The following is a 24,488-nucleotide window of genomic DNA, read 5'->3' as shown; positions in this document are numbered from 1 at the left end:
ATAAGGAGATCGACTCTTAACGCAAACAATATCAAACAACATGAAGAAACGAAATAAATTTAAAGGAGTCGTGGCTGCAGCATTAATCGGGGGAGTGTTCACACTTTCCTGCTGCGGCAACAGGAAAACAGCGGAATCTATGAAAATAAACTATGAAAAAGGAACGTTCGGATACGATCTGAACTATCTCTCGGAGAAAGACAGCCTGATTGTTTTGAAGTCGGAAGACGAAAAGGCGCAGGTAATCCTTTCAGCCAGGTATCAGGCAAAAGTGTTTACCTCCACGGCCAATGGTCCCGAAGGACGGAGTCACGGGTTTGTCAATTACAAATTTTTCGATGCCGGCGTTGTGGATGAACATATGAATGGCTTCGGTGGAGAAAACCGCTTGTGGCTGGGTCCTGAAGGGGGAGAATATTCCATCTTTTTTGAACCCGGCAAAGGACAGGTATATGCAAACTGGCATACCCCCAAGGCAATAGATATTGAGAAGTGGGAGGTGCGTGATGCAACGACAGGGAGTGCCACTTTTACCAAAGAAATGTCACTACAGAACTACAAGGGGAATCACCTGCATATCGCTGCGGAGCGTACCGTGTCGCTGATTACTGGAAGCGAGATTGCAACCACACTTGGAATCAGTATTCCGGAAAATGTAGGAGCCGTAGCCTATTCAACTGAAAACAGAATAACAAACCAGAATAATTTTGAATGGACACCGGAGACAGGGACAGTCTGTATCTGGATGCTCGACATGTTTATTCCCTCTGATTCAGCAGTGACGATAATACCCTATCATACAGGAGAAGAGACCGAGCTTGGGAAGGTGGCTACTTCCGATTATTTTGGCCAGATTCCTGCAGACCGGTTGATTGATGAAAACGGTATCCTCTATTTTAAAACGGATGGCAGGGCCAGGGGCAAACTGGGGATGAATGCAAAACGGACAACTACAGTTGCCGGCAATTATGATCCCGTTTCAGGTCGGCTCACCATTGTTACGTTTGATGCCGTTCCGGAAGCCGTCTACCTGAATCAGGAGTGGAATCCAGAAAGAAACCCCCTGGCAGGAGATGCTTTGAATGCATATAACGACGGACCACTGGACGACGGAAGCATAATGGGGCCTTTTCTCGAACTGGAGAGCAGCTCCCCTGCCGCATTTTTAAAACCGGGTGAAGCCCTCACACACCAACACAATGTGTACCATTTCGTGGGTAATGAGGACTCACTTTCCCCCATTTCGGAAAAAATACTTGGCGTGAGTCTGGATAAGGTAAAACGTATTTTTAACTGAGAAACCGACAACTGAATACAGAATATTGACAACTTAAGAAAATGAATACAATTTCAGAAAAACATCGCCTGCTTCCTGCAGGGATTATCTTTCCTTTTTTCCTGCTTACATCCTTGTTTTTTATCTGGGCTGTGCCCAACAACATGACCGATACCATGCTGGCGGCTTTCAAGCGCATCATGAGCCTCTCTGATACGCAGACTGCCTGGATACAGGTGGTCTGCTACTTATTGGGTTATGGCTGTTTTGCACTTCCCGGTGCCATCTTCATCAAAAAACATACCTACAAGTCAGGCGTGCTGCTCGGTCTCGGATTATGTATTACCGGTACTTTGCTTTTTTATCCTGCCATGCTGGCCAACAGTATTAGTTCACCGCTCAGCTTTGCGACATATCTGTTCGCTATTTTCGTGCTTTTTTCCGGTCTGTCGGTTTTGGAAACGTCGGCAAATGCTTATGTATACTCGTTAGGCGATCCGGTCACAGCAACAAGGCGTCTCAACTTTTCCCAGTCCTTTAATCCTTTTGGTGCACTGACAGGAGTGCTGGTGAGCCAGATCTTCGTCCTCTCCCAGTTAAATACCATGACTGCTGCCGAGAGAAATGCACTAAGCGGAATGGAGCTGATAAACATTCAGAACGGTGAACTGAATGCGGTAACCACCGCTTACATGATTCTGGGACTCGTAATGCTTGTACTTTTCCTTCTGATCTGGTTTACTGTCATGCCCAAGGCACAGGATGAAGATAAAAGCCTCGATCTGAGAGCTACCTGGAGCCGTTTGAAGAGGAATAAAAACTATGTATGGGGCGTTGCTGCACAATTTTTTTATGTGGGTGCACAGATAGCCGTATGGTCATTCATCATCCGGTACGCCATGCAGCAGCTTGGTTTTGACGCCGTTATTGCAGGCCTGGGTGTGAATCCTTCACAGGAAGCAATCATCGGGGCCTTGCGTGGAGTGGAGCCGCTGGCAGGAGGTTTTTACGCCTTGAGTGAATTTTTGGGACTTGATGCACTCCTGCCCCGTACAGCGGAACAGGCCGGGGCTACCTATTATATTCTTTCACTGGTACTGTTTGTACTTGGACGTTTCCTTTGCACCTGGGTAATGAAATATACCCGACCTGTTAATATTTTGTCGGGTTTGGGTGTTCTGGCTGTAATTTGCTCATTGCTGACTATTTATGGAGAAGGTTTTGTAGGTATATATGCGCTGATGGGCATTTCAGGATGCATGTCAGCCATGTTTCCTACCATCTACGGACTGGGCATGAGGGGGCTGGGTGAAGATACCAAGATTGCCGGGTCGGGCATGGTAATGGCAATTGCAGGTGCCGCCCTACTGACCCAGATGCAGGGAATTCTTTCCGATCAGGCAGGGAGCATTAAATTTGCGTATTGGGTACCCGCCGCCGCATTTTTAATAATTACTTTTTATAGTTTTACAGTTGCCCGCAGTAAAAAGCTCGGCAATGGAAATTAATCAATCATGAGTCAGTATGTTGTTGGAATAGACTACGGTACGGATTCCTGCCGTGCACTGGTCGTTAACATTGCCACAGGAAAGGAAGTGGCCTCCTGTATTGCTTCTTACCCACGCTGGAAAAAGGGGCTATACTGTGATCCTTCCTCAAACCGCTACCGCCAGCATCCGCAGGATTATATAGATTCTCTGGAAGAGGCAATACACGGTGCTTTAAACCAGATGAAACCTGCGGAGATTGCATCTGTTGTAGCTCTGGGCATCGATACCACGGGCAGTACCCCTTGTCTTACAGATGAGGAAGGAACTCCCCTGGCGCTATTACCGGATTATGAGGATGATCCCGATGCCATGTTTGTCCTTTGGAAAGATCATACTTCGGTCGTAGAGGCCCGGGAAATAAATGCACTGGCCCATTCGTGGGAAATTGACTATACATCCCGTTCAGGCGGAATTTATTCCTCCGAATGGTTTTGGGCCAAAGCTCTTCATTTGCTGAGAAGCAACAGGCATATCCGGGAAAAAGCTTATGCCGTTATTGAACATTGTGACTGGATGCCTGCTTTATTAACCGGCAATCTCAAGCCGGAAAATGTCAGGCGAAGCCGTTGTGCAGCAGGGCATAAGGGAATGTGGGCAGCAGAGTGGGGAGGGTATCCGTCACAGGAATTCCTGTCGGAACTGGATCCGCTGCTAAACGGGTTTGCTGCCCGTTTAAGCGCTCATACGCATACCAGTGACACAAGTGCCGGAAAACTGTCTGAAGAGTGGGCGGGACGTCTTGGATTGCCTGCAGGGATTGATGTGGCCGTAGGCATCATTGATGCACATGCGGGCGCTGTGGGTGCGGGTATTCGTCCCCATACGATGGTGAAGATTATAGGTACTTCCACCTGCGATATTGTGGTTATCCCGAAAACCGACATTGAAGACAGAACCGTTCCGGGAATCAGCGGACAGGTGGATGGTTCGGTGATACCCGGACTCATCGGGCTTGAAGCCGGTCAGTCAGCCTTCGGTGATATTTACGCCTGGTTCCGTGATATCCTTGGCTGGAGTGGATTGCTTTTGCCCGGCGAGATGAGGGAGGAAATGAATGCGAAGATCCTTTCGCGACTGAACGACGAGGCATCGCGATTGCCGTTACGCGAAGAGGACCCGGTTGCTGTAGACTGGCTAAACGGTCGCCGCTCTCCCTTTGCCGACCAGACAGTGACGGGTGGTATTACCGGCATCACCCTGGGAACCACTCCGGCACAGCTTTTCAAGAGTCTTGTAGAGGCAACCGCCTTTGGATCGCGTGCCATCATGGAGCACCTCGCACAGCAAGGAGTACGTGTGGATGAAGTAATCGGCGTAGGTGGCATCTCCCTGAAATCGCCCTACGTGATGCAAACTCTGGCCGATGTGATGGGTGTGCCGATCCGCGTAGCCCGTGCACAGCAGGCGGGGGCACTGGGAGCAGCCATGCTTGCAGCGGTGGCAGCGGGACTGTTCGATTCGCTGCAGTCGGCCACCGACCGTATGGGACAGGGCAATCTGACGGTTTATGTGCCACATCCCGGTCTTAAACAGCTTTACGATATACGTTATCTGCGTTACCGGTCACTGGCTGATTTTTTGCAGTAAGGCATTCCTTCAGTCTCTACAATCCGGACTGGGCATCCCCCTGACTTGCACCTTTCTCGCAGGTCATCCTGCAACAGTGGTGGGGATGCCCAGTTGTCCTACCCTTTCAGCTATTTCCTGCAATATGCCGATTGGCGCTTTTTCAAGCTCTCTGGCGGGCGTTTCCCTGTCTATGGTGTAGATCATCACCTCTCGTGGCCGGAGATCCCTGACGAGCTCTATCCAGGCTGAAACCTCCTTGTCTGTGGTGTTGTCAATGATGCTTCCTTCAAATGTCCCTTTCAAAAACATGGTTTGCAGGACAAAGTTGCCCTGAAACCGTTTGTAATATGCTACCTGCTTTGCAACACTGTAACCGGGTGTATTGGGGCGATCGATCAGCCGTACGGTTTCATCGAAGGCGGAATCCAGTTTCAAAATAGGATTGTCCACCTTTTTTAATGCGTCAAATACCGTTTTTTTTGATATATGCATACCGTTGGAGAGCACGCTTATCCCTGTTTTGGGATAATATTTTTCCCGCATTTCGACGGTGTCAGCAATAATTCCGCCAAATTCGGGATGCATGGTCGGTTCGCCGTTTCCGGCAAAGGTGATTACATCAAGTTCTACCTCCTCTTTACGGAGCGACTTCAGCTTATCTTCCAGGGCAGCTTTTACAAGCCGTCTGTCCGGCAACTTCGTTTTGGTGCGGAAATCTTTGTTGAAACCGCACTCACAGTAGATACAATCGAACGAGCAGAGTTTGCCATCGTAGGGTAACAGGTTTATGCCGAGAGAACTGCCCATTCTCCTGCTATGAAGCGGGCCATATACTATTTCATGAAAAAGAATTGTCATAAAAATTTTAATTAAGAACAAAGAAAAAAGAACCGTGGCTGACGAATGACTGCCGCTAGATATTTTCCATACCGCTGTCCTGAACAATCTTCCACTACCAAACCCGAACACTGATCGCCCAAATCAAAACCAGGAAATGATCCTTTCCGTCCCGAATCCGATAAGCAGATAACGTAAAAACTTGCCCAGAGTCATCGAGATCATCACTACAGGCACGTTTGCCCGCATAAAACCCAAAGCAACAAGCATTACGTCACCCACAGCGGGCAGAAATCCGAAAAAACCCATTACTGCCCCTTTGCCGTGCATCCACCGGATGGTTTTATCAATCTTGTCAGGTTTTATCTTGAACCATTTTTCCAGCCATTCCATCTTACCGAGCCTTCCCAGGTAATAGCAGGTAGCCCCCCCCGCTGCATTTCCGGCAGTAGCATATAAAATACTGGTCCATATATCCATTCCTGCCGCTATCAGAGCTGCAAAAACCACTTCCGAACTAAAAGGCAGTATGGTTGCCGCCAGAAAAGAAGCCAGCAACAACCCCCAGTATCCATATTCCGCCAAGCCGTCGAGCATATCTTGTTCAATGAGCTATCAACCAATTCTCACCCACCCCCATATCCGTTTTCAACGGAACCTGCAGTTCGCAGGCATGTTCCATTTCTTCCGTCACCAGTTGCCGTAGTACCGGAAGTTCGTCGGGAACAGCGTTAAAATTGAGCTCATCGTGTACCTGAAGAATCATTTTAGAACGCATTTTTTCTTTCTCAAGTCGCTCAAAAATACGTACCATGGCCACCTTTATGATATCTGCCGCACTTCCCTGAATGGGTGCGTTGATGGCATTCCGTTCCGCGTAGCCACGCACGGTGGCATTGCGGGAGTTGATATCGGGCAGATAGCGTTTTCTTCCGAATATGGTTTCTACGTAGCCCTGTGAGCGTGCCCTGGCAATACTTTCATCCATATAGTTCTTCACATCGGGGAATGTGGCGAAATATTCGTCGATCAGATCTTTGGCTTCGGTACGCGAGATGGCCAGCCTTTCCGATAAGCCGAACGGAGTGATACCGTAAATGATGCCGAAGTTGGCTGTCTTGGCTTTTCTGCGCATATCTCCCGTTACTTCTTCGAGGGGAATCTTGAAGATTTTAGCCGCCGTGGCAGCATGAATATCCTGCCCCTTATTGAAAGCTTCCACCAAGTTCCGGTCGCCGCTCAGGTGAGCCATGATGCGCAGTTCAATCTGTGAATAGTCTGATGAAACAAACAGGCATCCCTCGTCGGGAATAAACACCTTACGCATCTCCTTGCCGCGTTCGTCCCGGATGGGTATATTTTGCAGATTCGGGTTGGTACTGCTCAGTCGCCCTGTGGCAGCCACCGTCTGGTTGAAGGAGGTGTGTATTTTGCCGGTTCCCGGATTAATAAGCAGTGGAAAGGCATCGATATAGGTACTTAATAGTTTTTTTAACCCTCTTTGTTCCAGTATTTTACCAATAATAGCATGCTTAGGCCGTAATTTTTCGAGCTCCTCCTCACTGGTTTTATACTGTCCCGTTTTGGTCTTCTTCGGTTTATCGGCAACCCCCATCCTGTCGAACAGCACTTCACCGATCTGTTTGGGCGAGTTGATATTGAATTCGATGCCGGCCATTGCGGTGATCTCTTTCTCAATCTGAATCAGTTCCTGGGTATATTGTACCGAAAGATCTTCCAGCGCACTCAGATCAAGGCGTACTCCCGTCCATTCCATTTCTGCGAGTACGTATATCAAGGGTGCTTCCACCCGATAAAACAGATTTTCGAGCTGGTTTGCATGAATCTCCTTCGCCAGGATATTTTTCAGTTTGAGCGTGATGTCCGCATCCTCTGCAGCATAATCAGTCACAAGGGCAGGATCTACATCGCGCATGTTTCCCTGATTTTTACCCTTTGAGCCAATCAGCTCCTCTATGTGGATTGTTTTATAGTTCAGATAGATCTCCGCCATATAATCCATCCCGTGCCTGATTTCAGGGTTCAACAGGTAATGGGCGATCATGGTGTCGAAGAGCCGTCCCTGAACCCTGATATCATAATTTCTGAGTTCCAGGATATCGTACTTGAGGTTTTGACCCACCTTTTCTATGTTTCCATCCTCGAAGAAAGGGCGAAAAATTTCTACCTGCCGTTGTGCCTCTTCCCGATTGGCCGAGACCGGCACATAAAAAGCTTCCCCCTCTTTGTATGCAAAAGACAGTCCTACCAGTTCGCTCAGCAACGGGTCTACTCCCGTGGTTTCCGTGTCGAAACAGACCGATTGTTGTGCACACAACATCCTGCTCAGTGCCATCATTTCATCTTCGGTCCTCACCATGGTGTATTGATGCGGTGTGGAGTGAATATCGGTAAAATTGCCCGGTAATGCGGAAGAGCTATTTTTTTCCGGTTCGGAGGGTTCAACCTGATCAAAAAGATCAAAAAGATTACCCTGCACGGATCTTTTTGGTGATGTTTTCACCGGCTCCAGCTTTAACACACGGGTAAGCAATGTGCGAAATTCCAGCTCCTCGAAGAGCTCCCGGATGGTGCTTTCGTCCATCTCTCTGCGTATAAAATCATCTTCCACAATCTCGATGGGGACATCTGTTTTGATGGTAGCCAGAAATTTGGAAAAGCGGATCTTGTCGGCGTTTTCTTCTATTTTTGTTTTCAATGCCCCTTTCAGGCGATGACTGTTTTCCAGTATGTTTTCTATGGATCCGAATTCCTGCAGCAGCTTTACTGCTGTTTTTTCACCTACCCCCGGGCAGCCGGGAATGTTGTCGGAGACATCACCCATCAGCCCCAGTAAATCGATCATCTGAGAGGGATGGTCAATCTGATACTTTTCCATCACCTTCTTGTCATCCATCACATCAAAATCGTTGCTGCCATACTTGGGTTTATAGATGAAAATATGAGACTCCGCCAACTGGCCGTAATCCTTGTCCGGCGTCATCATATATATATCAAATCGCTCTTTGTCCGCTCTTTTGGCGATGGTACCGATCACGTCGTCGGCTTCGTAACCGGGCACTTCGAGCACCGGAATATTGTAAGCCCTGATGATATTTTTTATGATGGGAACGGATAATTTAATCACTTCGGGGGTGGCTTCGCGTTGTGCCTTGTATTCTTCATATGCAGTGTGCCGAAAGGTGGGTCCCGGCGGATCGAAGGCAACGGCTATATGGGTTGGATCTTCCTTTCGCAGAACCTCTTCCAGTGTATTGACAAACCCGAAAATAGCGGATGTATTCCTGCCTTTCGAGTCTACTCGCGGATTTTTAATAAACGCATAATACGATCTGTAAATGAGGGCGTATGCATCGAGAAGAAAGAGCTTATTTTTATTCATGACAGGCCTGCAATCTAATTTTAAAATGTAAAGTTACGAATATTTGTTGCGAACAGGAGAATTATTTTTACTTTTGTAATTAATATGCAGGTGTAATGGATCAAAGTCAGATAATAAAGGATTTTTTACGGGAGGAGCTCCTGCTTTTCGATGATTATCTCCGTGAGGCGGTTAAAAGTAACAACCCGCGCGTGTCGGAAATGATTACCTATATATTTAACACGGAAGGTAAACGATTGAGACCTACACTTGTGTTATTGACCGCAAAAGCCTGCGGGCATATTATTCCTGAAACTTATCATGGCGCCGTGACGGTGGAGTTGTTACATACTGCCACGCTTATACACGATGATGTGATCGACAAATCGGACATGCGACGGGGAAAACGATCCATAAATGCAGTATATGACAATGTCAAAGCTGTACTGATAGGAGATTATCTTTTATCTACCGCATTGATGGAGAGTGTAAAAACAAATGATCTTGCTATAGTAAGTATCATGGCGGAGTTAGGCCAAAACCTTTCGGAGGGTGAACTGAATCAATATTCTTTAGCCAGTGAAGTCATTGTCGACGAAGATGCCTATTTTGAAGTGATAGACAAGAAAACAGCTTCGTTAATGCGTGCCAGCATCGTCATCGGAGCCATTACGGGTGGCGCAGAAAAGGAAACGATTGATAAATTCAGCAAACTGGGAAAGCTTCTAGGTATCTGTTTCCAGATCAGGGACGATATTTTCGATTATTTTCAGGCCGACATCGGGAAGCCAACCGGCAATGATATCCGGGAAGGAAAGATTACGTTGCCGCTAATTTATGCATTGCAAAACAGTCCTGATGGAGTGGGTGAGGAGATGAAACAGATTATCGAATCACGTGAGTATAGTGAGGAGAATATCAGGAAGCTGATAACCTTCGCAAAAGAATATCAAGGTGTGGAGTATGCCTACAACAAGATGAATCAGTTTCTTTCTGAAGCGGAAGCAATCATAGCCGATTTTGCATTCGACGGCGGCATCAAGTCGCTGATGCAGCTTTTCCTGACCTATCTGAAAGAACGTGTTTACTAAAACAGATATCACTCCGCGGGGGAGTGATATCTGACTTTTTCTTATTGAATTTCTATCTGCCTTGAATTGGATTTTATCTCTTCCTCAACGGTAGGTATGTCCACCGTCAGCACACCGTTTTCTACCTTTGCAGAAATTTTATCCTTTACCACGTTATCGGGGAGGATCATTCTTCTTTGAAACTGTGCGTAGGAGAATTCACGTCTCAGATAGGAACCTTTCCTGTCCTTGTCTTCGGTTTGACTTTTTTTCTCGAATTCAATTACTAGATTGTTCGACTCATCCAGTCTCACGGTACAATCTTCACGGGTCATACCGGGAGCTGCTACTTCTACTGTAAAACCGTTGTCGTTCTGCTGAATGTTGATTGCAGGCACCGATTTGTTGCTCTGTTCCATCCATTCGTTGCCGAAGAAGTCGTTGAAGACACTCGGCAGCCAGTTGTTTGTACGTCTGATTATTGCCATAATTTTATCCTTTCTTTTTATTATTTTAGTTTATACTCTTAACCGGACAAATTATGTGCCGAACCACTACCGGGCGAAATGAGCATCAAAAAGAGACAAAATGGCATCTTTTTTAGTTATATATAGACGAGAAAACACACAAATCGGACATAATGGCATGACTTGTTGAATGATTATTCCAGGATGCGGTAGAGCTTTGTCCCAAAATGTGATTTTCCAAATCGGTCTGTTGCCTTTACTTCGATGGTATGTTCACCGGGAGCAAGATCTAGCATTAGCGGTGCACTCCACAGGTGTGTACTGTTTACCGCGTTGGAAGGGCGACGTCCCGGCAACAGTTTGTCGGTAACATCCCATTCGTAAAGTTTTGCATTGTAACTTGGGTCAATAGCCTGAATATAGTTCATTTTACGCCATGCTCCCTGATCAATCCTGTATTCTACCAAATCGTTTTTGCTTCCCATAAAGAAATTGACCACTATTTGCGAGGTGGTTCTGCCTTTATAAGGAACAACCCTGGGCGCAAAGATATTCATCTGATACTCCTCCTCTCTTCCGGCCACCTTGTAATCTACGGTATATTGATTCCCCTGAATATTAAGAAAAACATATCCTTGTGGCGTTCCATCGCGCATAGTTGCGTCAGGCATGCCGTTTGAATCATGCTTGCCAGAATACCAGTCGCCCGAAGTAGTCCCCACGTTATATTCATGCAGTGGTTTGTTTCCTTTCCAGCCATTGATTTCTGTATATTCAATCTGATCCTGCAAATGGGTGTGTGCCGACATGATCAGTACATTTTCATAAGGTTTAAGTAGATCGAAAACCCGTTGCCGGTCTTCCAGTCGGAAAGAGTTTCCCGTATCGTCTTTCATCTGAATGTGTTGCGACAGTACGACAAGTTTATCGGCAGGAACATGTTTCAGGTTGTTTTCCAGAAAACGAAGCTGATCTTCCCGATAACCTGCCCAGTAACCTTTTCCGTCCCTCGGGTCAGGATACAGGATATCGTCGAGGATAATGAAATGGGCATTTCCGTAATTGAACGAATAGTTGGCACTGCCGAAGTTTTTTTCAAATGTCTCATCCGAGAGGATGTCGGTGGGTGCATCCAAATTCATGTCGTGGTTCCCCATCACGTTGTACCAGGGTAGTTTCAGGTGACGCATCCTTTCTTTGTAAACGGGTTGCAAGTCGAGATTGTCGCCTACAATGTCGCCCAGACTGATTCCAAAGAGCGTATTCTCTTTTTTCTTTACATCCTCCACAATCTTTTTTGTGAAATAATCCATATCCTGGATGGAGTAGGGCTGCGGATCGCCAAAGATGATCGCTGAGAAATTGTCCGGCTCCTCTTGTCTGAAAAGGGCAAAGTCAACCGACTTAGGCAACTTGCCTGTAGGAGTTGTACCCTTGTACTTGAATTTGTCTGGTGAACCATCCGGTTTGTAGTGATAGTAGAACTGCGGGATAAAATCTTCATCCACAGTCATGCCGTATCCTTTGGGTTTGATCACGAAAATGGTGTTGCCTGCTTCTATAGGAAGCGTATAGAAGCCGTTCCTATCGGTGAGTACCACCTCGGTTCCATTTGACAGGGCCACATTTGCAATGCCGGCTTCACGACGGTCTTTCTTCCCATTTTTATTTGCGTCCTCATACACATAACCTCCCGCCAATTGCTGCGAATAGGCTGCAGCTGCAATAAATAGTAAAGTCAGGGAGAGCAGGTTTTTCTTCATATTATTTGTTTTTATTTTGTTGATTTATACTTCTGATTCTTCATTGTTTGAAATAGACTGAGCGCAAAAATATGTCTTTTATTTTACTTTTTCGTTACAAAACAATGAAGTTTTCCAAACAGAAAGAACGGACATTGCTGTCCGCCCTTTCACATATTGTATCTTGAATCCAGCTGATATTAATATTTCCAGTTAGCCTTTTCTTCTATTTCTGCTGTCTTGTCGACTGGTACCAGAGTAAATCCCCAGTGGTAATCCCTGTAGGCAGGGATGCTGTATTCTGGTAGTGGACGCGCCCCCCCAGCTGTTGTATCCGGCTACTCCCTGCTGTTTCATATCAATGCAGACCTCCACGAAATTGCGCGGCGTGATGTCGTTGATATGTGTGTGACGCGGACGGTTATTTTTTGCCTCCACTTCCGAGCGTGCTGCAATTTCTTCGCTACTGAAATTATTCCACTGATAGGGCCGGTATGTGGTCTCTTCCGAATCAAAGTCTTCCACACTGTTGCGGAGTGCGTTGAAGCCAATAGTACTGTCCGCAACCAGTATGAGTCCTTTTTGGCCGTTTGTGAGGGCCACCCAGCGAGTATCAGTCCTATGCCCGTTTTCCTGCGGACGTACATAGGGGGAAATAATTCTTTTCGGCTGTTGTCCTGTACAGACCTACTTTCAACCCTGAAGCCCTGTCAATATAGTTCTCGCCCGGGCCTCTGCCAAAATAAGTCACTTTATTCATAGTAGCAGGCAAACGAAAACGAATGCCGATACGCGGAATATTCAGTACCGGGGATGTATTGTGTGTTGTGGAGACTTCCGGAGAGAAAGTGGCTGTCTGTGTGGCCTCTGAAACTGGAATCTGTTTTTCCTGTAACTCCGTGGACAAGAAATCAACAGACACCTTTACTATCCCCCGAGGAAAACATCTCTTTCAATACCACTCATGCGCCAGAAATCTTGCGCTTCAAGATAAAATCCTGTGCTCCAGCGGAATATTTTCAAGACGAGTGAGTTTTTTCCCGCTTTCACATATTTATTGATCCGGAACTCTGCGGCCGTTTTGGAATCTTCACTGTAACCGGCCTCTTTTCCGTTGATGTATACGTATACACCTGATTTGGCAGCATCGATACAGAGAAAAATCTCCCTGTCGTCCCAGTCTTCGGGAATTTCGATCTCCCTTCGATACACACCAACCGGATTCTGTTCCGGCAGATAGGGTGGGGCCATCTTTGGAAAACGGGTAACGGGATCTCTTTCTACAAATTCATACGGATGAGTCACGTAGAATAGGTATACCAAAACCCTGTATCTCCCGGTTACCAGGAACCCTTATATCTTTCCATCCCGTGAGGGAGACGATTGAATCGGTAATATTCTCAGGAAGGTTTTTGTATCCGTTCACAAAATAAAACTTCCATATTCCGTTGAGGGATAAATAGTACTTACTCTGTTCAAACCGGGACTGCAACGCGTCCTGCCTGCTGTCATATGTCATGAACTGCGTGCGCGGATATTCTTTGTTTACCTGTACAACGTTCAGATCCTGCCAGTATGGAAGTTTTCGCAAACCGGATGTCACTCTGGTTTCCTGTGCGTGCAGAGTATTGAATGACAGCACACTTATCGCAGCTACCAATAAAAATATTTTCATTAAAACTAGATTTGTTGCGATTTATATCCGATTTATTTCAGATAACAGGGTATCAGCCAGTCGGCTTGCTCCGATCCTGAAAAGGGTAGGTGTACACCATTCTTCTCCCAGCATTTCTTTGACAAGGGTGTAATATTTGACAGCATCGGAGGTGGTGGAAACTCCGCCAGATACTTTCAATCCTATTTTACGGCCTGTTTTTTCATGATAGGATTTTATTGCATGGCATATCACCCAGGCCGCTTCCAGTGTTGCTCCCGGAAAACCTTTTCCTGTTGATGTTTTCAAAAAATCGGCACCGGAATAAAGTGCAAGGATGGCAGCGTTGTGTATAAGCGATCCTGTCTTCAATGCTCCAGTTTCGAGGATAACTTTCAGCGTTGCATGGCGACATGCCTCTTTAATTTCAGAGAGCTCCTCGCACATTTCCTCATATTCTTCTCCGAGGAGCAGCCCCACATTGAGTACCACATCAATTTCATCTGCACCGTCGGCCACTGCCAGCGCCGTTTCAGCTACCTTCACCTCTGTAAAGGTCTGCGACGATGGAAAACCGGCCGATACACAGGCTATTTTTACGTCGGCGGTCAACGCTTCCTTTACAGTGTGTGCAAAATTTGGATATACACAGATGGCTGCCACATTTCCCACTTCCGGAGTGGAACCTTCGAAGCCGTTCACCTGTTCAACGAACTTCCAGACACTTTCACGGGTGTCTGTTGTATTGAGCGTGGTGAGGTCAATACAGCCATAGATCTTCTTATAGACCTCTCTGTTGTTGTTCTCTTCAAATTTTTCTGCAACAAGCCGTTCTGCCTGCTCGCCTATTTCTCTGTCTGTCAATGTAAGCGGATGGTTCCTGATGGCTTTTAAATATTTGTCTGATTCCATTTATTAAAGGTGTTAGTGATTTATACGATTATTATTCAGGTGCCTCGTGGCATCTCTTGCTGTTTTCTTTTCAATATTTTTTTGTAGCGATTCTTCCAGATCTACCCCTGTCTGATTTGCCAGGCAAAGGAGTACCCAGAGCACATCAGCCATCTCATCCGGAAGATTTTTGGATAAATCGGACTCTTTAAATGACTGTTCTCCGTATGTTCGTGCCATGATACGGGCCAGTTCACCCACCTCTTCCATCAGGATCGTCATGTTGGTCAGTTCGTTAAAATAGCGTACCCCGTATTCATGAATCCATTGATCGACCAGTTTCTGTGCTTCCTTTATTGTCATTGTGCTAAGATTATCGATATGATATTAAAAATATGCCTGTTAATAATCCCTGTTTTTGGAATCGATCCAAATAGTAACAGGTCCGTTGTTTATCAGATGCACCTGCATGTCTGCACCAAATTCACCTGTCTGAACCGGTTTTTCAAGTAACAAGGATAATTTTTTGCAAAATTGTTCATACAGTGGCACCGATACTTCCGGTCGGGCTGCTCTGATATAGGATGGACGGTTTCCTTTTTTTGTGTTTGCATGCAGTGTGAATTGGGAAACGATCAGAATTTCTCCATCAATATCCAGGACAGATTTGTTCATTGTACCCTTTTCGTCGTCAAAAATACGTAAATTTACAGTTTTCCTGCATAAAATATCGATGTCTTCCTCTGTATCGGAAGCCTCAATTCCAATGAATAGCAGCAGGCCATTTCTGATACTGCTTTTTTCGACACCGTCAATATTTACGCCCGCGCTGGCAACCCGCTGTATCAACAATCTCATAATTCAAAATTTATCAGGTGCATTTTTTCCCAATTCTCCGGTAGACTCTTTTCCTTCCATGATCCAATTCACGAGAATGGCGGCTTTACTTTTTCCGGCAATTATTGCAATTTCTTCCTCATTTGCCTCTTTTAGACGTTTGATGCTTTTGAAATGGGTGAGCAGTTTCTTTTTCGTTTCAGGACCTATACCTTTCACTCCGTCGAGTTCCGAAATTAATTGCGTCTTACTTCTCTTCTGGCGGTGAAATGTGATTCCAAAGCGATGCGCCTCGTCGCGGAGATGCTGTATTAATTTTAACGTTTCAGAATTCTTGTCGATATAGAGCGGCACTGAATCTCCCGGGTAATAAATTTCTTCCAAACGCTTCGCAATCCCTATTACGGCAATTTTTCCGTAGAGGCCAATTTTCTGAAGCGATTCCACAGCAGCGTGCAATTGACCCTTACCTCCGTCAATCACAATCAGTTGGGGCAGGGGAGAGCCCTCGTTAAGCAGCCGAGAGTAGCGTCTTTCCACAATTTCGCGCATTGATGCATAATCATCGGGTCCTGTGACACTCTTTATATTGAAGTGGCGGTAGTCTTTTTTCGAAGGCTTCGCCTTTTTGAAGACCACACATGCCGCCACCGGATTTGTCCCTTGAATATTGGAATTATCAAAACATTCAATATGCCTGGGTAACTCTTTTAAGCGGAGATCCTTCTGTACCGTTTTTAAGATTCTCGTGGTGCGTTGCTCGGGGTTCAACATCTCCGCTTTTTTCAGCTTGTCGATCTTATACTGTTTCACATTTTTTTCCGACAGCGACAGGAGGCTTCTTTTTTCACCACGTTGCGGTACAACAAATTCAATACCCTGTAATTTCAATTCCGGTATAAATGGTACAATAATTTCTTTCGAATCGCTGCCGAACCGTTGACGCATTTCCAGTATTCCCATTCCGAGCAACTCTTCCGGTGTTTCATCGAGCTTCTTTCTATATTCAAAAGTGTACGCCTGGTTGATTGCACCGTTTACTACATGAAGATAATTGATAAATGCTGAATTTTCATCCTCTTCAATAGAGAAGACGTCCAGATTGTAATTTATATTACTGATTACCTGAGATTTTTCCCTGAAGTTTTGAATAAGCAACATTTTTTCCTTCAGTTCGTTCGCTTCTTCGTATCGCAACTGCTGAGACAACAGCTGCATCTTTTCTTCCACTTGTTTCTCTATGAGGTTGATGTTCCCTTTTAGAATTTCCGCGATCTCGCCGATATTCTTCTGGTAAGTTTCCAGCGATTGAAGGCCTTCACACGGACCATCGCAACGCTTGATGTGATACTCGAGGCAGACCTTGAATTTTCCCGCTGCGATATTTTCGGGTGAGAGGTTAAGGCGGCATGTTCTCACTTTATATATCTTTCGAATAAGTTCCAGAAGGGCATTCACCGAGGTCACCGATGTGTAGGGGCCGTAATACCTTGAACCGTCTCTCACTATATTTCGTGTTTTATATACACGCGGAAAAAATTCATTTTTTACTACAATGGATGGATAGGATTTGTCATCTTTCAGCATCACATTGTAACGCGGCTTCAGCTGCTTGATCAGATTATTCTCCAGCAGAAACGTATCTTCCTCGGTGTTGACAACAATGTATTTTATCTTGCATATCTTCCTGACCAGGATTCTTGTTTTGGGATGCTCCTGCACCTTATTGAAATAGGAAGAGACTCTCTTCTTCAGATCCTTTGCCTTACCTACATAAATGACCGTGCCTTTTTCGTCCACAAACTGGTAACAACCCGGTTGATGGGGTATCACGGCAAGCGTATTTTTTATTTCGTCAGTCATTTTATTTCAGGAAATTTTACACGTGCAAAAATACAAAATAAAACCCATTTTTGCCTATGATGCTTTTAAGGCAAAAATGAGTCCTTTCTCGCATGTGTTTTAAAAGAGGAATACCGGTGATTAGCGGTAGTTCTATACTGAAAATTTCAGGATGGTATCTATTTCAACTTCTTCTGGGAACAGTTTCCGTGCATGCAAGTCTTCAAGTTCGATCAGGAAGTTTATATAAATTTTTCTGACACCCTGTTTCCTGATCAGGTTGTAGGCTGCCAGCATAGTCCCACCGGTGGCAAGCAAATCGTCGTGTATTAAAACCACGTCTTCTTCACTTAGTGCATCGGCATGGATTTGAATGGCATCATCGCCATATTCTTTGACATAGGCTTCTTCAATGACCTGGTAAGGCAATTTACCCGGCTTGCGAACCGGAACAAATCCCGCGCCCAACTGAATAGCAAGTGCAGGACCCATGAAAAATCCGCGTGATTCTATTCCCACGACCTTCGTTATTCCTTTGTTACGATATTTTTCAACCAGGATTTCCGAGAGTTCCTTCAGATGTTCCGGCGATTGAAAGAGGGTCGTAATGTCTTTGAACTGAATGCCCGGAATTGGAAAGTCAGGGATATTCCTGACTGCGGAAGTAAGTGTTTCGATGCTCATTTTTCTATTTATGTTTTCTGAATTGTTCCACGTGAAACATTGCTGCCTTATCGTCCCAGGAGAACCAGCAAAACCGATATGTCGTTGGGTGATACGCCCGGAATTCTGCTTGCCTGGGCAATTGTTTCAGGGTTGATATTCGTGAGTTTCTGTCGTGCCTCGGTTGACAGCGACTGTATCTCATTGTAATTAAATTTATCTTTGATGCGAATATCTTCGAGGCGGGTTATCTTATCGGCCATGATCCGCTCTCGTTTGATGTATCCGCTGTATTTTATTTCGATATCGGCTGATTCTATAATCTCCTCTTTCCGTTCAGATATCTGTTGCAGCAACTTGTTGAGCGGGGCAATCACACCTGCCATCAACCTAAGATCGATATGTGGCCGGGTGAGCAGGTCCAACAGTTTCACGCCATGTTTCAATGGTGCTGAGCCGATACTCTCCAGAAATGGATTTATTTGTTCAGCTTTGACCGAAAAGTTCCGGGAAAAGTGGATTATTTCTGCGACTTTTTCTTCTTTACGGCCGAGTAGCTGAAGTCTGTATTCCTTTGCCAGTCCCAGTCCGGCTGCCTTACGGGTGAGCCTTTCGTCGGCATTGTCCTGACGGAGAAGTATGCGGTATTCTGCACGGGAAGTAAACATACGGTAGGGCTCGTCTACTCCTTTTGTGACCAGATCATCGATCAGCACGCCAATGTAGGCTTCATCCCTGTGCAATACGAAGGGACTTCCCCCATGACAGTTGATGTGAGCGTTGATACCTGCCATGATACCTTGTCCTGCTGCTTCTTCGTAACCCGTGGTTCCATTGATTTGTCCTGCGAAAAAGAGGTTTCTTACCTGTTTTGTTTCGAGGGTGGGGTGGAGTTGGGTGGGATCGAAGAAATCATATTCTATGGCATAACCGGGACGGAATATATGTACATTCCGGAATGCGGGGACCCGCTGCAGCGCTTTTAACTGCGTCTCCAGCGGGAGTGAAGAGGAGAATCCGTTGAGATAGTATTCGTGGGTTGTCTCTCCTTCCGGCTCAAGAAAAAGCTGGTGACTGGTCTTGTCTGCAAATGTAACAATCTTCGTTTCAATGCTGGGACAGTAACGGGGACCTATACTTTTAATCTGTCCGTTATAGAGAGGGGAATCGTGTAATCCTTCACGCAGGGCCTTGTGAACCTCCTCCGACGTGTAGGCTATCCAACAGCTGCGTTGCTGTAAGGTACGTTCCACTTCCGGCAGATATGAAAATTTATGGAAATCTTCTTCTCCTTTTTGTTCCTCAAGAAGGGAAAAGTCCACGCTTCTCGCGTCAATCCTGACAGGCGTTCCCGTTTTCATCCGGTCGGTTTTGAATCCCAGATCACGCAGTTGTTCGGTCATACCAAATGAAGCCGGTTCACCGAGGCGGCCTCCTCCAATCTGTACTTTTCCTATATGGATCAGTCCATTCAGAAAGGTCCCGTTTGTCAGGATTACCGCTTTTGCAGAAAATTCAACGCCCATACGGGTCTTAACACCAGTGACGGTTTCCTGGCAGATGGTCAGTTCACTGACCATGTCCTGCCACATATCCAGATTGGGAGTGTTCTCTATGATCTCCCGCCAGGTCTCAATGAATTTCATCCGGTCGCTCTGCACACGGGGGCTCCACATGGCGGGTCCTTTGGAACGATTCAGCATTCGAAATTGAATGGCTGTTTTGTCGCTCACAATCCCGGTCTGCCCTCCCAGCGCATCAATTTCACGTACAATTTGCCCTTTTGCAATGCCGCCGACGGCAGGATTGCAACTCATCTGGGCAATTTTGTTCATATCCATTGTAATGAGCAACGTGCGGGAACCCATATTGGCGGCAGCCGCCGCAGCTTCACATCCTGCATGTCCCGCACCCACTACGATAATGTCGTAATTGAAAGTCATTTTTATAATTTAAGGATGCAAAGATACTAAAAAAGAAAAAGTTACGATTAATCAGGATGTTAATTCCAGATAACAGAAGAAAAACCTTCTTTATTTCAGGTAGATACGGAGATATATCGGGAGGTGGTCACTGTAGCCCCCGTTATAATTTCCACTGTAGGTACGGTTGGGGCGTAGGCGGTTCTTTCTGTCGCTGTGTAGCAGGTAGCGGGGATTGAATATATCGGCATATTCTGGTTTGCATTCTATCTTCTCCGACAATAACAGGCTCCCCGAGACGATGAATTGATCAAAGAGCAGCCAACCTTTGTGGTAGGTGGTTCCCAACCCTTTTTTATAGCGTGGATAGAATAGATTATACAGTTTCATATTCACTATATTGGTGAATTCTTTTTTAGCAGCAAGAATTTGGTCGATGCTATTGTCGTCGGGAGTGTCGTTGAAATCACCCATGATAAGTATTTTTTCATCCAGATTTTCATCCTGAATTTTTCGGACTGCATTCCTCAATTCACTCGCCACAAAATAACGCCTCCGTTCCGACACTTCCGTCCCGGCATTGCGCGAGGGGAAATGTACCACGTAGAGATGAAGAATTTCTCCGTTCACTGTTTTTCCTTTCACATAGAGAATATCCCGTGTTCTGTCCTCAATTCCAGGCAGATGAACAAGGATGGGACTTGAGTCAAGGACAATCCATGTTGCGGTGTTGTATATCAGTGCCACATCCGAACCTCTTTCGTCGGGGCTGTCATAATGAACAAAACTATACCCGCTGATACCTTTGCGGTTCATTTCATCCAGAATACTTTCCATCACCCATTTGTTTTCAATCTCAGCCAAGCCGATCACATCCGGATAGTTGGGGTGCACAATCTCTCCGATTACTTTTGTTAATTTGCCCACCTTGTCGTTGAACCGCTCCATGGTCCATTTCCTGAAACCTCCGGGTGTGTAATCGTCATCCATGGTCGTCGGATCATCCATGGTATCATAAAAATTCTCGGTATTGTAAAACATGAAGGAGAAAGAATGTTGCATAATGGACACAGATAATTTACAAATGTAAATAATGCACTCGATTTCAGTTGATTTGGTCTGAATTACCGGAAGGTGTCTCGCAGGAGGAGCAATGCTGAATTTTCCGCCCTCCGCATTCTTTCCTGCTCGGCTTTGGAATAGTCATTCAAGCCACAAAGATGAAGTATGCCATGGATAATGACGCGGTTCAGTTCTTCTATATATTCCGTTTGATACTTTTGTGAATTGGAGCGTACCGTATCAAGGCTGATGGATATGTCACCCGAAATTATATTATTTTCCGAATAGTCGAAAGTGATGATGTCTGTATAAAAATCATGTTGCAGGTATTGCCGGTTGATCTCCAGAATTTTTGCATCGTCACAGAAAAGATAGGAGATTTCTCCCAGATGCCTGCCATGATTTTCCGCAACTATTCTAATCCATTTCGCCGTAGTCCTTTTTTTGATAGGTGGAAAATTTACATTTTCCGAATGAAAACTGACTGCCATATATTTAACATTTATTCACCTGGAGAATCGCTTTTTTTTATCCGAAAAATAGATAGGCCACAAAAATTGCCGCAATCACACCTGCCAAATCCGCCAAAAGTGCATAGGAAACCGTATAACGCGAATTTTTGATGTTCACTGCACCGTAATAAACAGCTACGATATAGAACGTGGTGTCCGTGGCACCCTGCAGGACACTGGATAACCGGCCGGAGAACGAGTCGGCTCCGAAAGTTTTCATCGTGTCGATCATCATACCCCGTGCACCGCTACCGCTTAATGGTTTCATCAGGGCGGTGGGCAACCCATCTACCCAGCGTGTATCTGCACCGACAAACGCAACCAGGTTACGTGCCCCCTCCATCAGGAAATCCATTGCTCCTGAGGCCCTGAAAACACCAATCCCTACCAGAATGGCAATGAGGTAGGGGATGATGGTGACAGCTGTCTTAAAACCATCCTTGGCACCGTCTATAAAGGCATCGAAGATATTGATTTTTTGTTTCAACGCCTTGGCAATAAAAAGCACGATGATAGTAAACAGAATAATGTTTGCTGCAAGGCTCGACACAATATTGATCTTCTCCTGTGGCATAGACTGAAAAGCCAGTATGGTTCCGGCAATAATACCTCCCATGGCCAGAATAAAACCAATGATCGAGCGTTGAAAGATATTAATACCCTGCTTCAGACAAACCGCGATCATTCCCACGAGTGTGGCCATGAATGTGGCAATCATGATGGGAATAAAGACATCGGCAGGATTAGCGGCACCTAGCTGTGCACGATAGACCATGACGGTGACCGGGATAAGAGTCAGTCCGGATGCGTTTAGCACCAGAAACATGATCATCGGGTTCGACGCTTCTTCTTTCTTTATATTGATCTCCTGCAACTCCAACATCGCCTTCAGCCCAAAGGGAGTTGCTGCATTGTCGAGTCCCAGCATATTTGCTGAAATATTCATCAGCATTGATCCGGCGGCAGGATGGTTTTTGGGTATTTCCGGAAAGAGCTTCGAAAAGAGAGGTGCGACTGCCCTGGAGAACATCTCTATCATGCCGCCTCGTTCACCGATCTTCATCACGCCGAGCCACAACGAAAGGACGCCTGTGAGCCCGAGCGAGATTTCAAATCCCGTTCTGGCAGTATCGTAGGTAGAATTCATGATGTCGGTAAAGACCTGCAAATCACCAAAAAAAAGCAGTTTTATCAACGCCACGATGAAAGCAATCAGAAAAAAAGAAACCCAGATATAATTCAATACCATAAAATGCAGAAATCATGGATGAAAAATGAATTTTCCATCAGAAAACAGACCGATCAAAGGTACGATTAAATGAGAAAAGGAGCAATACTTTTATTTTTCGAAACCAAATAAATTGAGAATTTTATTAAAGATGGCTGTATTTTCATAAATACCTGCAAACTCAATGGCTCCTGCACCATAGGCAAACAGCGGAACCATGACGGAGGTATGTCCGGTTGTGGCATATACTGCTTTCAACTTTCCGGCTGAAAGATCTCCTCCAGTAAGTGCCATACCTCCTGTTTCGTGGTCTGCCGTGACGATCACCAGTGTATTCGGGTTTCTGTCTGCATAATCAAAGGCCACTTTTATGGCACGATCAAAGTCGAGCATTTCGTTCACGGCAGCCTTTTCGTTGTTTGCATGGCAAGCCCAATCTATTTGAGAACCTTCGACCATGAGAAAAAAACCTTTGTCATTTCCTTTCAGCAGATTAATGGCAGCCTGAGTACTTTCGGGAAGAAACTCCCCCCTCTCGGGATAGGGAGCCGGATGCTTGTTTGCCACCAAACCCGCAAGTTTGCCGGTTGTAATTTTTTTGATATCCTCCAGATCAAAAGCAACCTGAAAACCTTTTGCAGCCAGTTTATTCAACAAATTTACATTATCAGCACGTGAATCGAATTGTTTTTTCCCGCCACCGATAAAAAGTGTCACATCAGAGTTGACAAAATCTTCAGCAATCTCCTCTTCCATTTTACGGCTAGGCTGGTGTGCGACGAATGAGGCAGGCGTAGCATGTGTAATGTCACAGCTTGCCACTATACCGGTAGATAACCCGTTTTCTGATGCATATTCAAGAATCGATTTAACTGGATTACCGTCTGCATCTACGCCAATGGCACCATTATTGGTTTTGGTCCCGCATGCAATGGCTGTGCCACCCGCAGCAGAATCGGTAATATAGCTGTTTGCAGAGTAGGTCTTTGAGAAACCCACAAACTGACACTGCTCCAGATGGAGTGCTCCCTTGTTTACCGTCATTCCGGCGTACACCTGACTGATTCCCATTCCGTCTCCGATCATTAAAATCACATTCTTTACCTGCGGAGTTGATTCCTGTCCGGTGCTACCTGCTGAGGCCGACCATTGCGCCTGCATATATGAGAGTGCCGGTTCAATTTCATTGTTGAAATCCTGCCACCTGCATTCAATAGAGACACATCCCTTATAGCCAATCTCTTTCAGCGCCCTGAAGTAGGGTCTGAAGTCATCACCTTTTGTACCCGGGGAGGTTCGTTCCTCCCTTTCGGCAATATGACAGTGACGGATGTACCTGGCATGCTTTACTATTTCCGAAGCAGCTTCGTCTTCCCGCATCATGTGGTATATATCGCACAGCAGTTGTACATTGCGATGACCGACTGCTTCCACTATCGCGGCACCCTCTTCCAGGGAATTAATCATATTGGTTTCTGCCCTGTTCAGCGGTTCAATCAAGATTGTTACGTCATACTTTTCGGCCAGTGGTGCTATTCGTCTGCAAAAAGAAACAAATTGTTCTTTAGCCTGTTCTTTGCTGAAGTTTTCAGGCACATTACGGGCTTTGCCGCTTCCGAAAACAATGTATGGGATATTTGCCAAACCGGCCCTGCGCAGCGCAGCGTCTGCCCACACCAGCGCTTCTTCCTGTTTGTTTTCATGACCGGTGAGCGTCAGACTGCCGGGAATAAAGCTGGTACAGGAAATAATTTTCGCATCTGAATTCTTTATTTCATCCAGATGTGCCTGAAAATCAGCGTCACTTTTATCGGGCATCAGATATGACACATTCAATTCGACGTATTTATATCCTGTCGATTTCACCAACGGATAGTTGGATACACTTGTACAAACGGCATACTCCGGTTGATAAGGGTAAGAAGAGGATACCATCGCCAGCATCAGGCATGCCAGCATTATGCGATAATAAAAAGATTTCATA

21 protein-coding genes and 1 pseudogene are annotated in these 24,488 nt (G+C 45.7%); 4 read left to right on the top strand and 18 right to left on the bottom strand.

Features of this window, described 5'->3' with window-relative positions:
* The first annotated feature begins 40 nt into the window (after window positions 1-40).
* The 3 genes from AC1HCU_RS13325 to AC1HCU_RS13315 are packed head-to-tail and all read left to right on the top strand — an operon-like array spanning window position 41 to window position 4,413.
* Window positions 41-1,297, top strand: a complete 1,257-nt coding sequence (locus AC1HCU_RS13325) for a DUF6786 family protein (protein WP_480366706.1) — start codon at window positions 41-43, stop codon at window positions 1,295-1,297.
* Between the two features lie 41 nt (window positions 1,298-1,338).
* Window positions 1,339-2,784: an L-fucose:H+ symporter permease gene (gene fucP / locus AC1HCU_RS13320; protein ID WP_480366705.1), complete on the top strand. Its 1,446-nt coding sequence runs from the start codon at window positions 1,339-1,341 to the stop codon at window positions 2,782-2,784.
* A gap of 6 nt (window positions 2,785-2,790) precedes the next feature.
* Window positions 2,791-4,413 (top strand): ribulokinase, encoded by a 1,623-nt coding sequence (locus tag AC1HCU_RS13315; RefSeq protein WP_480366704.1) that lies wholly within the window; start codon window positions 2,791-2,793, stop codon window positions 4,411-4,413.
* A gap of 63 nt (window positions 4,414-4,476) precedes the next feature.
* Here the strand turns inward: AC1HCU_RS13315 and AC1HCU_RS13310 are convergent, their stop codons facing one another.
* The 3 genes from AC1HCU_RS13310 to polA all read right to left on the bottom strand — a co-directional run bounded on the left by AC1HCU_RS13310 (window position 4,477) and on the right by polA (window position 8,635).
* Window positions 4,477-5,253: a radical SAM protein gene (locus AC1HCU_RS13310; RefSeq protein WP_480366703.1), complete on the bottom strand. Its 777-nt coding sequence runs from the start codon at window positions 5,251-5,253 to the stop codon at window positions 4,477-4,479.
* Between the two features lie 123 nt (window positions 5,254-5,376).
* Window positions 5,377-5,829 (bottom strand): YqaA family protein, encoded by a 453-nt coding sequence (locus tag AC1HCU_RS13305; protein ID WP_480366701.1) that lies wholly within the window; start codon window positions 5,827-5,829, stop codon window positions 5,377-5,379.
* 7 nt (window positions 5,830-5,836) lie between these two features.
* The gene (gene polA / locus AC1HCU_RS13300; RefSeq protein WP_480366700.1) at window positions 5,837-8,635 is read right to left on the bottom strand and encodes a DNA polymerase I; all 2,799 of its coding nucleotides are present in this window, start codon (window positions 8,633-8,635) and stop codon (window positions 5,837-5,839) included.
* A 95-nt stretch (window positions 8,636-8,730) separates the two neighbouring features.
* On the opposite strand from polA, the gene AC1HCU_RS13295 reads away from it, so the two are divergent.
* A complete protein-coding gene (locus AC1HCU_RS13295; protein WP_480366698.1) occupies window positions 8,731-9,705 on the top strand; it encodes a polyprenyl synthetase family protein in 975 nt (324 codons plus the stop codon).
* A 41-nt stretch (window positions 9,706-9,746) separates the two neighbouring features.
* Here AC1HCU_RS13295 and AC1HCU_RS13290 read toward each other — a convergent pair whose 3' ends face one another.
* The 15 genes and pseudogenes from AC1HCU_RS13290 to AC1HCU_RS13220 form a co-directional block, all read right to left on the bottom strand.
* The gene (locus AC1HCU_RS13290; protein ID WP_480366697.1) at window positions 9,747-10,172 is read right to left on the bottom strand and encodes an Hsp20/alpha crystallin family protein; all 426 of its coding nucleotides are present in this window, start codon (window positions 10,170-10,172) and stop codon (window positions 9,747-9,749) included.
* A gap of 173 nt (window positions 10,173-10,345) precedes the next feature.
* Complete coding sequence (locus AC1HCU_RS13285; RefSeq protein ID WP_480366695.1) at window positions 10,346-11,914, bottom strand: calcineurin-like phosphoesterase C-terminal domain-containing protein; 1,569 nt, start codon at window positions 11,912-11,914, stop codon at window positions 10,346-10,348.
* 179 nt (window positions 11,915-12,093) lie between these two features.
* Window positions 12,094-12,842: pseudogene (locus tag AC1HCU_RS13280) on the bottom strand (beta-galactosidase small subunit-related protein); the annotation flags it as partial.
* Window positions 12,821-13,144, bottom strand: coding sequence for a sugar-binding domain-containing protein (locus AC1HCU_RS13275; protein WP_480371211.1), 324 nt, complete (start codon window positions 13,142-13,144; stop codon window positions 12,821-12,823). The gene AC1HCU_RS13275 and the pseudogene AC1HCU_RS13280, both read right to left, overlap by 22 nt.
* A 37-nt stretch (window positions 13,145-13,181) precedes the next feature.
* On the bottom strand, window positions 13,182-13,568 hold the full coding sequence (locus AC1HCU_RS13270) for a hypothetical protein (protein WP_480366693.1): 387 nt from the start codon (window positions 13,566-13,568) through the stop codon (window positions 13,182-13,184).
* A 21-nt stretch (window positions 13,569-13,589) separates the two neighbouring features.
* Window positions 13,590-14,459 (bottom strand): deoxyribose-phosphate aldolase, encoded by an 870-nt coding sequence (gene deoC / locus AC1HCU_RS13265; RefSeq protein ID WP_480366691.1) that lies wholly within the window; start codon window positions 14,457-14,459, stop codon window positions 13,590-13,592.
* Between the two features lie 12 nt (window positions 14,460-14,471).
* On the bottom strand, window positions 14,472-14,801 hold the full coding sequence (locus tag AC1HCU_RS13260) for a nucleotide pyrophosphohydrolase (RefSeq protein ID WP_480366690.1): 330 nt from the start codon (window positions 14,799-14,801) through the stop codon (window positions 14,472-14,474).
* A 39-nt stretch (window positions 14,802-14,840) separates the two neighbouring features.
* Window positions 14,841-15,296 carry a D-aminoacyl-tRNA deacylase gene (gene dtd / locus AC1HCU_RS13255; RefSeq protein WP_480366688.1) on the bottom strand — a complete coding sequence of 152 codons (456 nt, stop codon included), beginning with the start codon at window positions 15,294-15,296 and terminating at the stop codon, window positions 14,841-14,843.
* Between the two features lie 3 nt (window positions 15,297-15,299).
* On the bottom strand, window positions 15,300-17,138 hold the full coding sequence (gene uvrC, locus AC1HCU_RS13250; RefSeq protein WP_480366685.1) for an excinuclease ABC subunit UvrC: 1,839 nt from the start codon (window positions 17,136-17,138) through the stop codon (window positions 15,300-15,302).
* 132 nt (window positions 17,139-17,270) lie between these two features.
* Window positions 17,271-17,801, bottom strand: a complete 531-nt coding sequence (locus AC1HCU_RS13245; RefSeq protein ID WP_480366683.1) for an adenine phosphoribosyltransferase — start codon at window positions 17,799-17,801, stop codon at window positions 17,271-17,273.
* 47 nt (window positions 17,802-17,848) lie between these two features.
* The gene (gene mnmG / locus AC1HCU_RS13240; protein WP_480366681.1) at window positions 17,849-19,723 is read right to left on the bottom strand and encodes a tRNA uridine-5-carboxymethylaminomethyl(34) synthesis enzyme MnmG; all 1,875 of its coding nucleotides are present in this window, start codon (window positions 19,721-19,723) and stop codon (window positions 17,849-17,851) included.
* A 90-nt stretch (window positions 19,724-19,813) separates the two neighbouring features.
* Entirely contained in the window at window positions 19,814-20,764 is a 951-nt protein-coding gene (locus AC1HCU_RS13235; protein ID WP_480366680.1) for an endonuclease/exonuclease/phosphatase family protein, read from the bottom strand.
* Window positions 20,765-20,826: 62 nt separating this feature from the next.
* The gene (ybeY, locus tag AC1HCU_RS13230) at window positions 20,827-21,255 is read right to left on the bottom strand and encodes an rRNA maturation RNase YbeY (protein ID WP_480366678.1); all 429 of its coding nucleotides are present in this window, start codon (window positions 21,253-21,255) and stop codon (window positions 20,827-20,829) included.
* Between the two features lie 37 nt (window positions 21,256-21,292).
* Window positions 21,293-22,525: a nucleoside recognition domain-containing protein gene (locus AC1HCU_RS13225; RefSeq protein WP_480366676.1), complete on the bottom strand. Its 1,233-nt coding sequence runs from the start codon at window positions 22,523-22,525 to the stop codon at window positions 21,293-21,295.
* Between the two features lie 90 nt (window positions 22,526-22,615).
* The gene (locus AC1HCU_RS13220) at window positions 22,616-24,487 is read right to left on the bottom strand and encodes an alkaline phosphatase (protein ID WP_480366674.1); all 1,872 of its coding nucleotides are present in this window, start codon (window positions 24,485-24,487) and stop codon (window positions 22,616-22,618) included.
* Window position 24,488: the final 1 nt, after the last annotated feature.

The sequence above is a fragment of the Proteiniphilum sp. LBM24028 genome (genome assembly GCF_056629195.1).
The sequence above is the reverse complement of the archived record's forward strand: the minus strand, read 5'-3'. Positions and strand labels throughout refer to the sequence as shown.

Bases quoted from the DNA above. Each gene is read 5' to 3' on its own strand.
- AC1HCU_RS13290 (WP_480366697.1), bottom strand. From the start codon at position 10,172: ATGGCAATAATCAGACGTACAAACAACTGGCTGCCGAGTGTCTTCAAC.
- AC1HCU_RS13325 (WP_480366706.1), top strand. From the start codon at position 41: ATGAAGAAACGAAATAAATTTAAAGGAGTCGTGGCTGCAGCATTAATC.
- AC1HCU_RS13235 (WP_480366680.1), bottom strand. From the start codon at position 20,764: ATGCAACATTCTTTCTCCTTCATGTTTTACAATACCGAGAATTTTTAT.
- AC1HCU_RS13275 (WP_480371211.1), bottom strand. From the start codon at position 13,144: ATGGCCCCACCCTATCTGCCGGAACAGAATCCGGTTGGTGTGTATCGA.
- AC1HCU_RS13260 (WP_480366690.1), bottom strand. From the start codon at position 14,801: ATGACAATAAAGGAAGCACAGAAACTGGTCGATCAATGGATTCATGAA.
- AC1HCU_RS13305 (WP_480366701.1), bottom strand. From the start codon at position 5,829: ATGCTCGACGGCTTGGCGGAATATGGATACTGGGGGTTGTTGCTGGCT.
- AC1HCU_RS13220 (WP_480366674.1), bottom strand. From the start codon at position 24,487: ATGAAATCTTTTTATTATCGCATAATGCTGGCATGCCTGATGCTGGCG.
- AC1HCU_RS13315 (WP_480366704.1), top strand. From the start codon at position 2,791: ATGAGTCAGTATGTTGTTGGAATAGACTACGGTACGGATTCCTGCCGT.
- AC1HCU_RS13310 (WP_480366703.1), bottom strand. From the start codon at position 5,253: ATGACAATTCTTTTTCATGAAATAGTATATGGCCCGCTTCATAGCAGG.
- mnmG (WP_480366681.1), bottom strand. From the start codon at position 19,723: ATGACTTTCAATTACGACATTATCGTAGTGGGTGCGGGACATGCAGGA.
- AC1HCU_RS13270 (WP_480366693.1), bottom strand. From the start codon at position 13,568: ATGAAAATATTTTTATTGGTAGCTGCGATAAGTGTGCTGTCATTCAAT.
- uvrC (WP_480366685.1), bottom strand. From the start codon at position 17,138: ATGACTGACGAAATAAAAAATACGCTTGCCGTGATACCCCATCAACCG.
- fucP (WP_480366705.1), top strand. From the start codon at position 1,339: ATGAATACAATTTCAGAAAAACATCGCCTGCTTCCTGCAGGGATTATC.
- AC1HCU_RS13225 (WP_480366676.1), bottom strand. From the start codon at position 22,525: ATGGTATTGAATTATATCTGGGTTTCTTTTTTTCTGATTGCTTTCATC.
- ybeY (WP_480366678.1), bottom strand. From the start codon at position 21,255: ATGGCAGTCAGTTTTCATTCGGAAAATGTAAATTTTCCACCTATCAAA.
- AC1HCU_RS13295 (WP_480366698.1), top strand. From the start codon at position 8,731: ATGGATCAAAGTCAGATAATAAAGGATTTTTTACGGGAGGAGCTCCTG.
- AC1HCU_RS13245 (WP_480366683.1), bottom strand. From the start codon at position 17,801: ATGAGCATCGAAACACTTACTTCCGCAGTCAGGAATATCCCTGACTTT.
- dtd (WP_480366688.1), bottom strand. From the start codon at position 15,296: ATGAGATTGTTGATACAGCGGGTTGCCAGCGCGGGCGTAAATATTGAC.
- polA (WP_480366700.1), bottom strand. From the start codon at position 8,635: ATGAATAAAAATAAGCTCTTTCTTCTCGATGCATACGCCCTCATTTAC.
- deoC (WP_480366691.1), bottom strand. From the start codon at position 14,459: ATGGAATCAGACAAATATTTAAAAGCCATCAGGAACCATCCGCTTACA.
- AC1HCU_RS13285 (WP_480366695.1), bottom strand. From the start codon at position 11,914: ATGAAGAAAAACCTGCTCTCCCTGACTTTACTATTTATTGCAGCTGCA.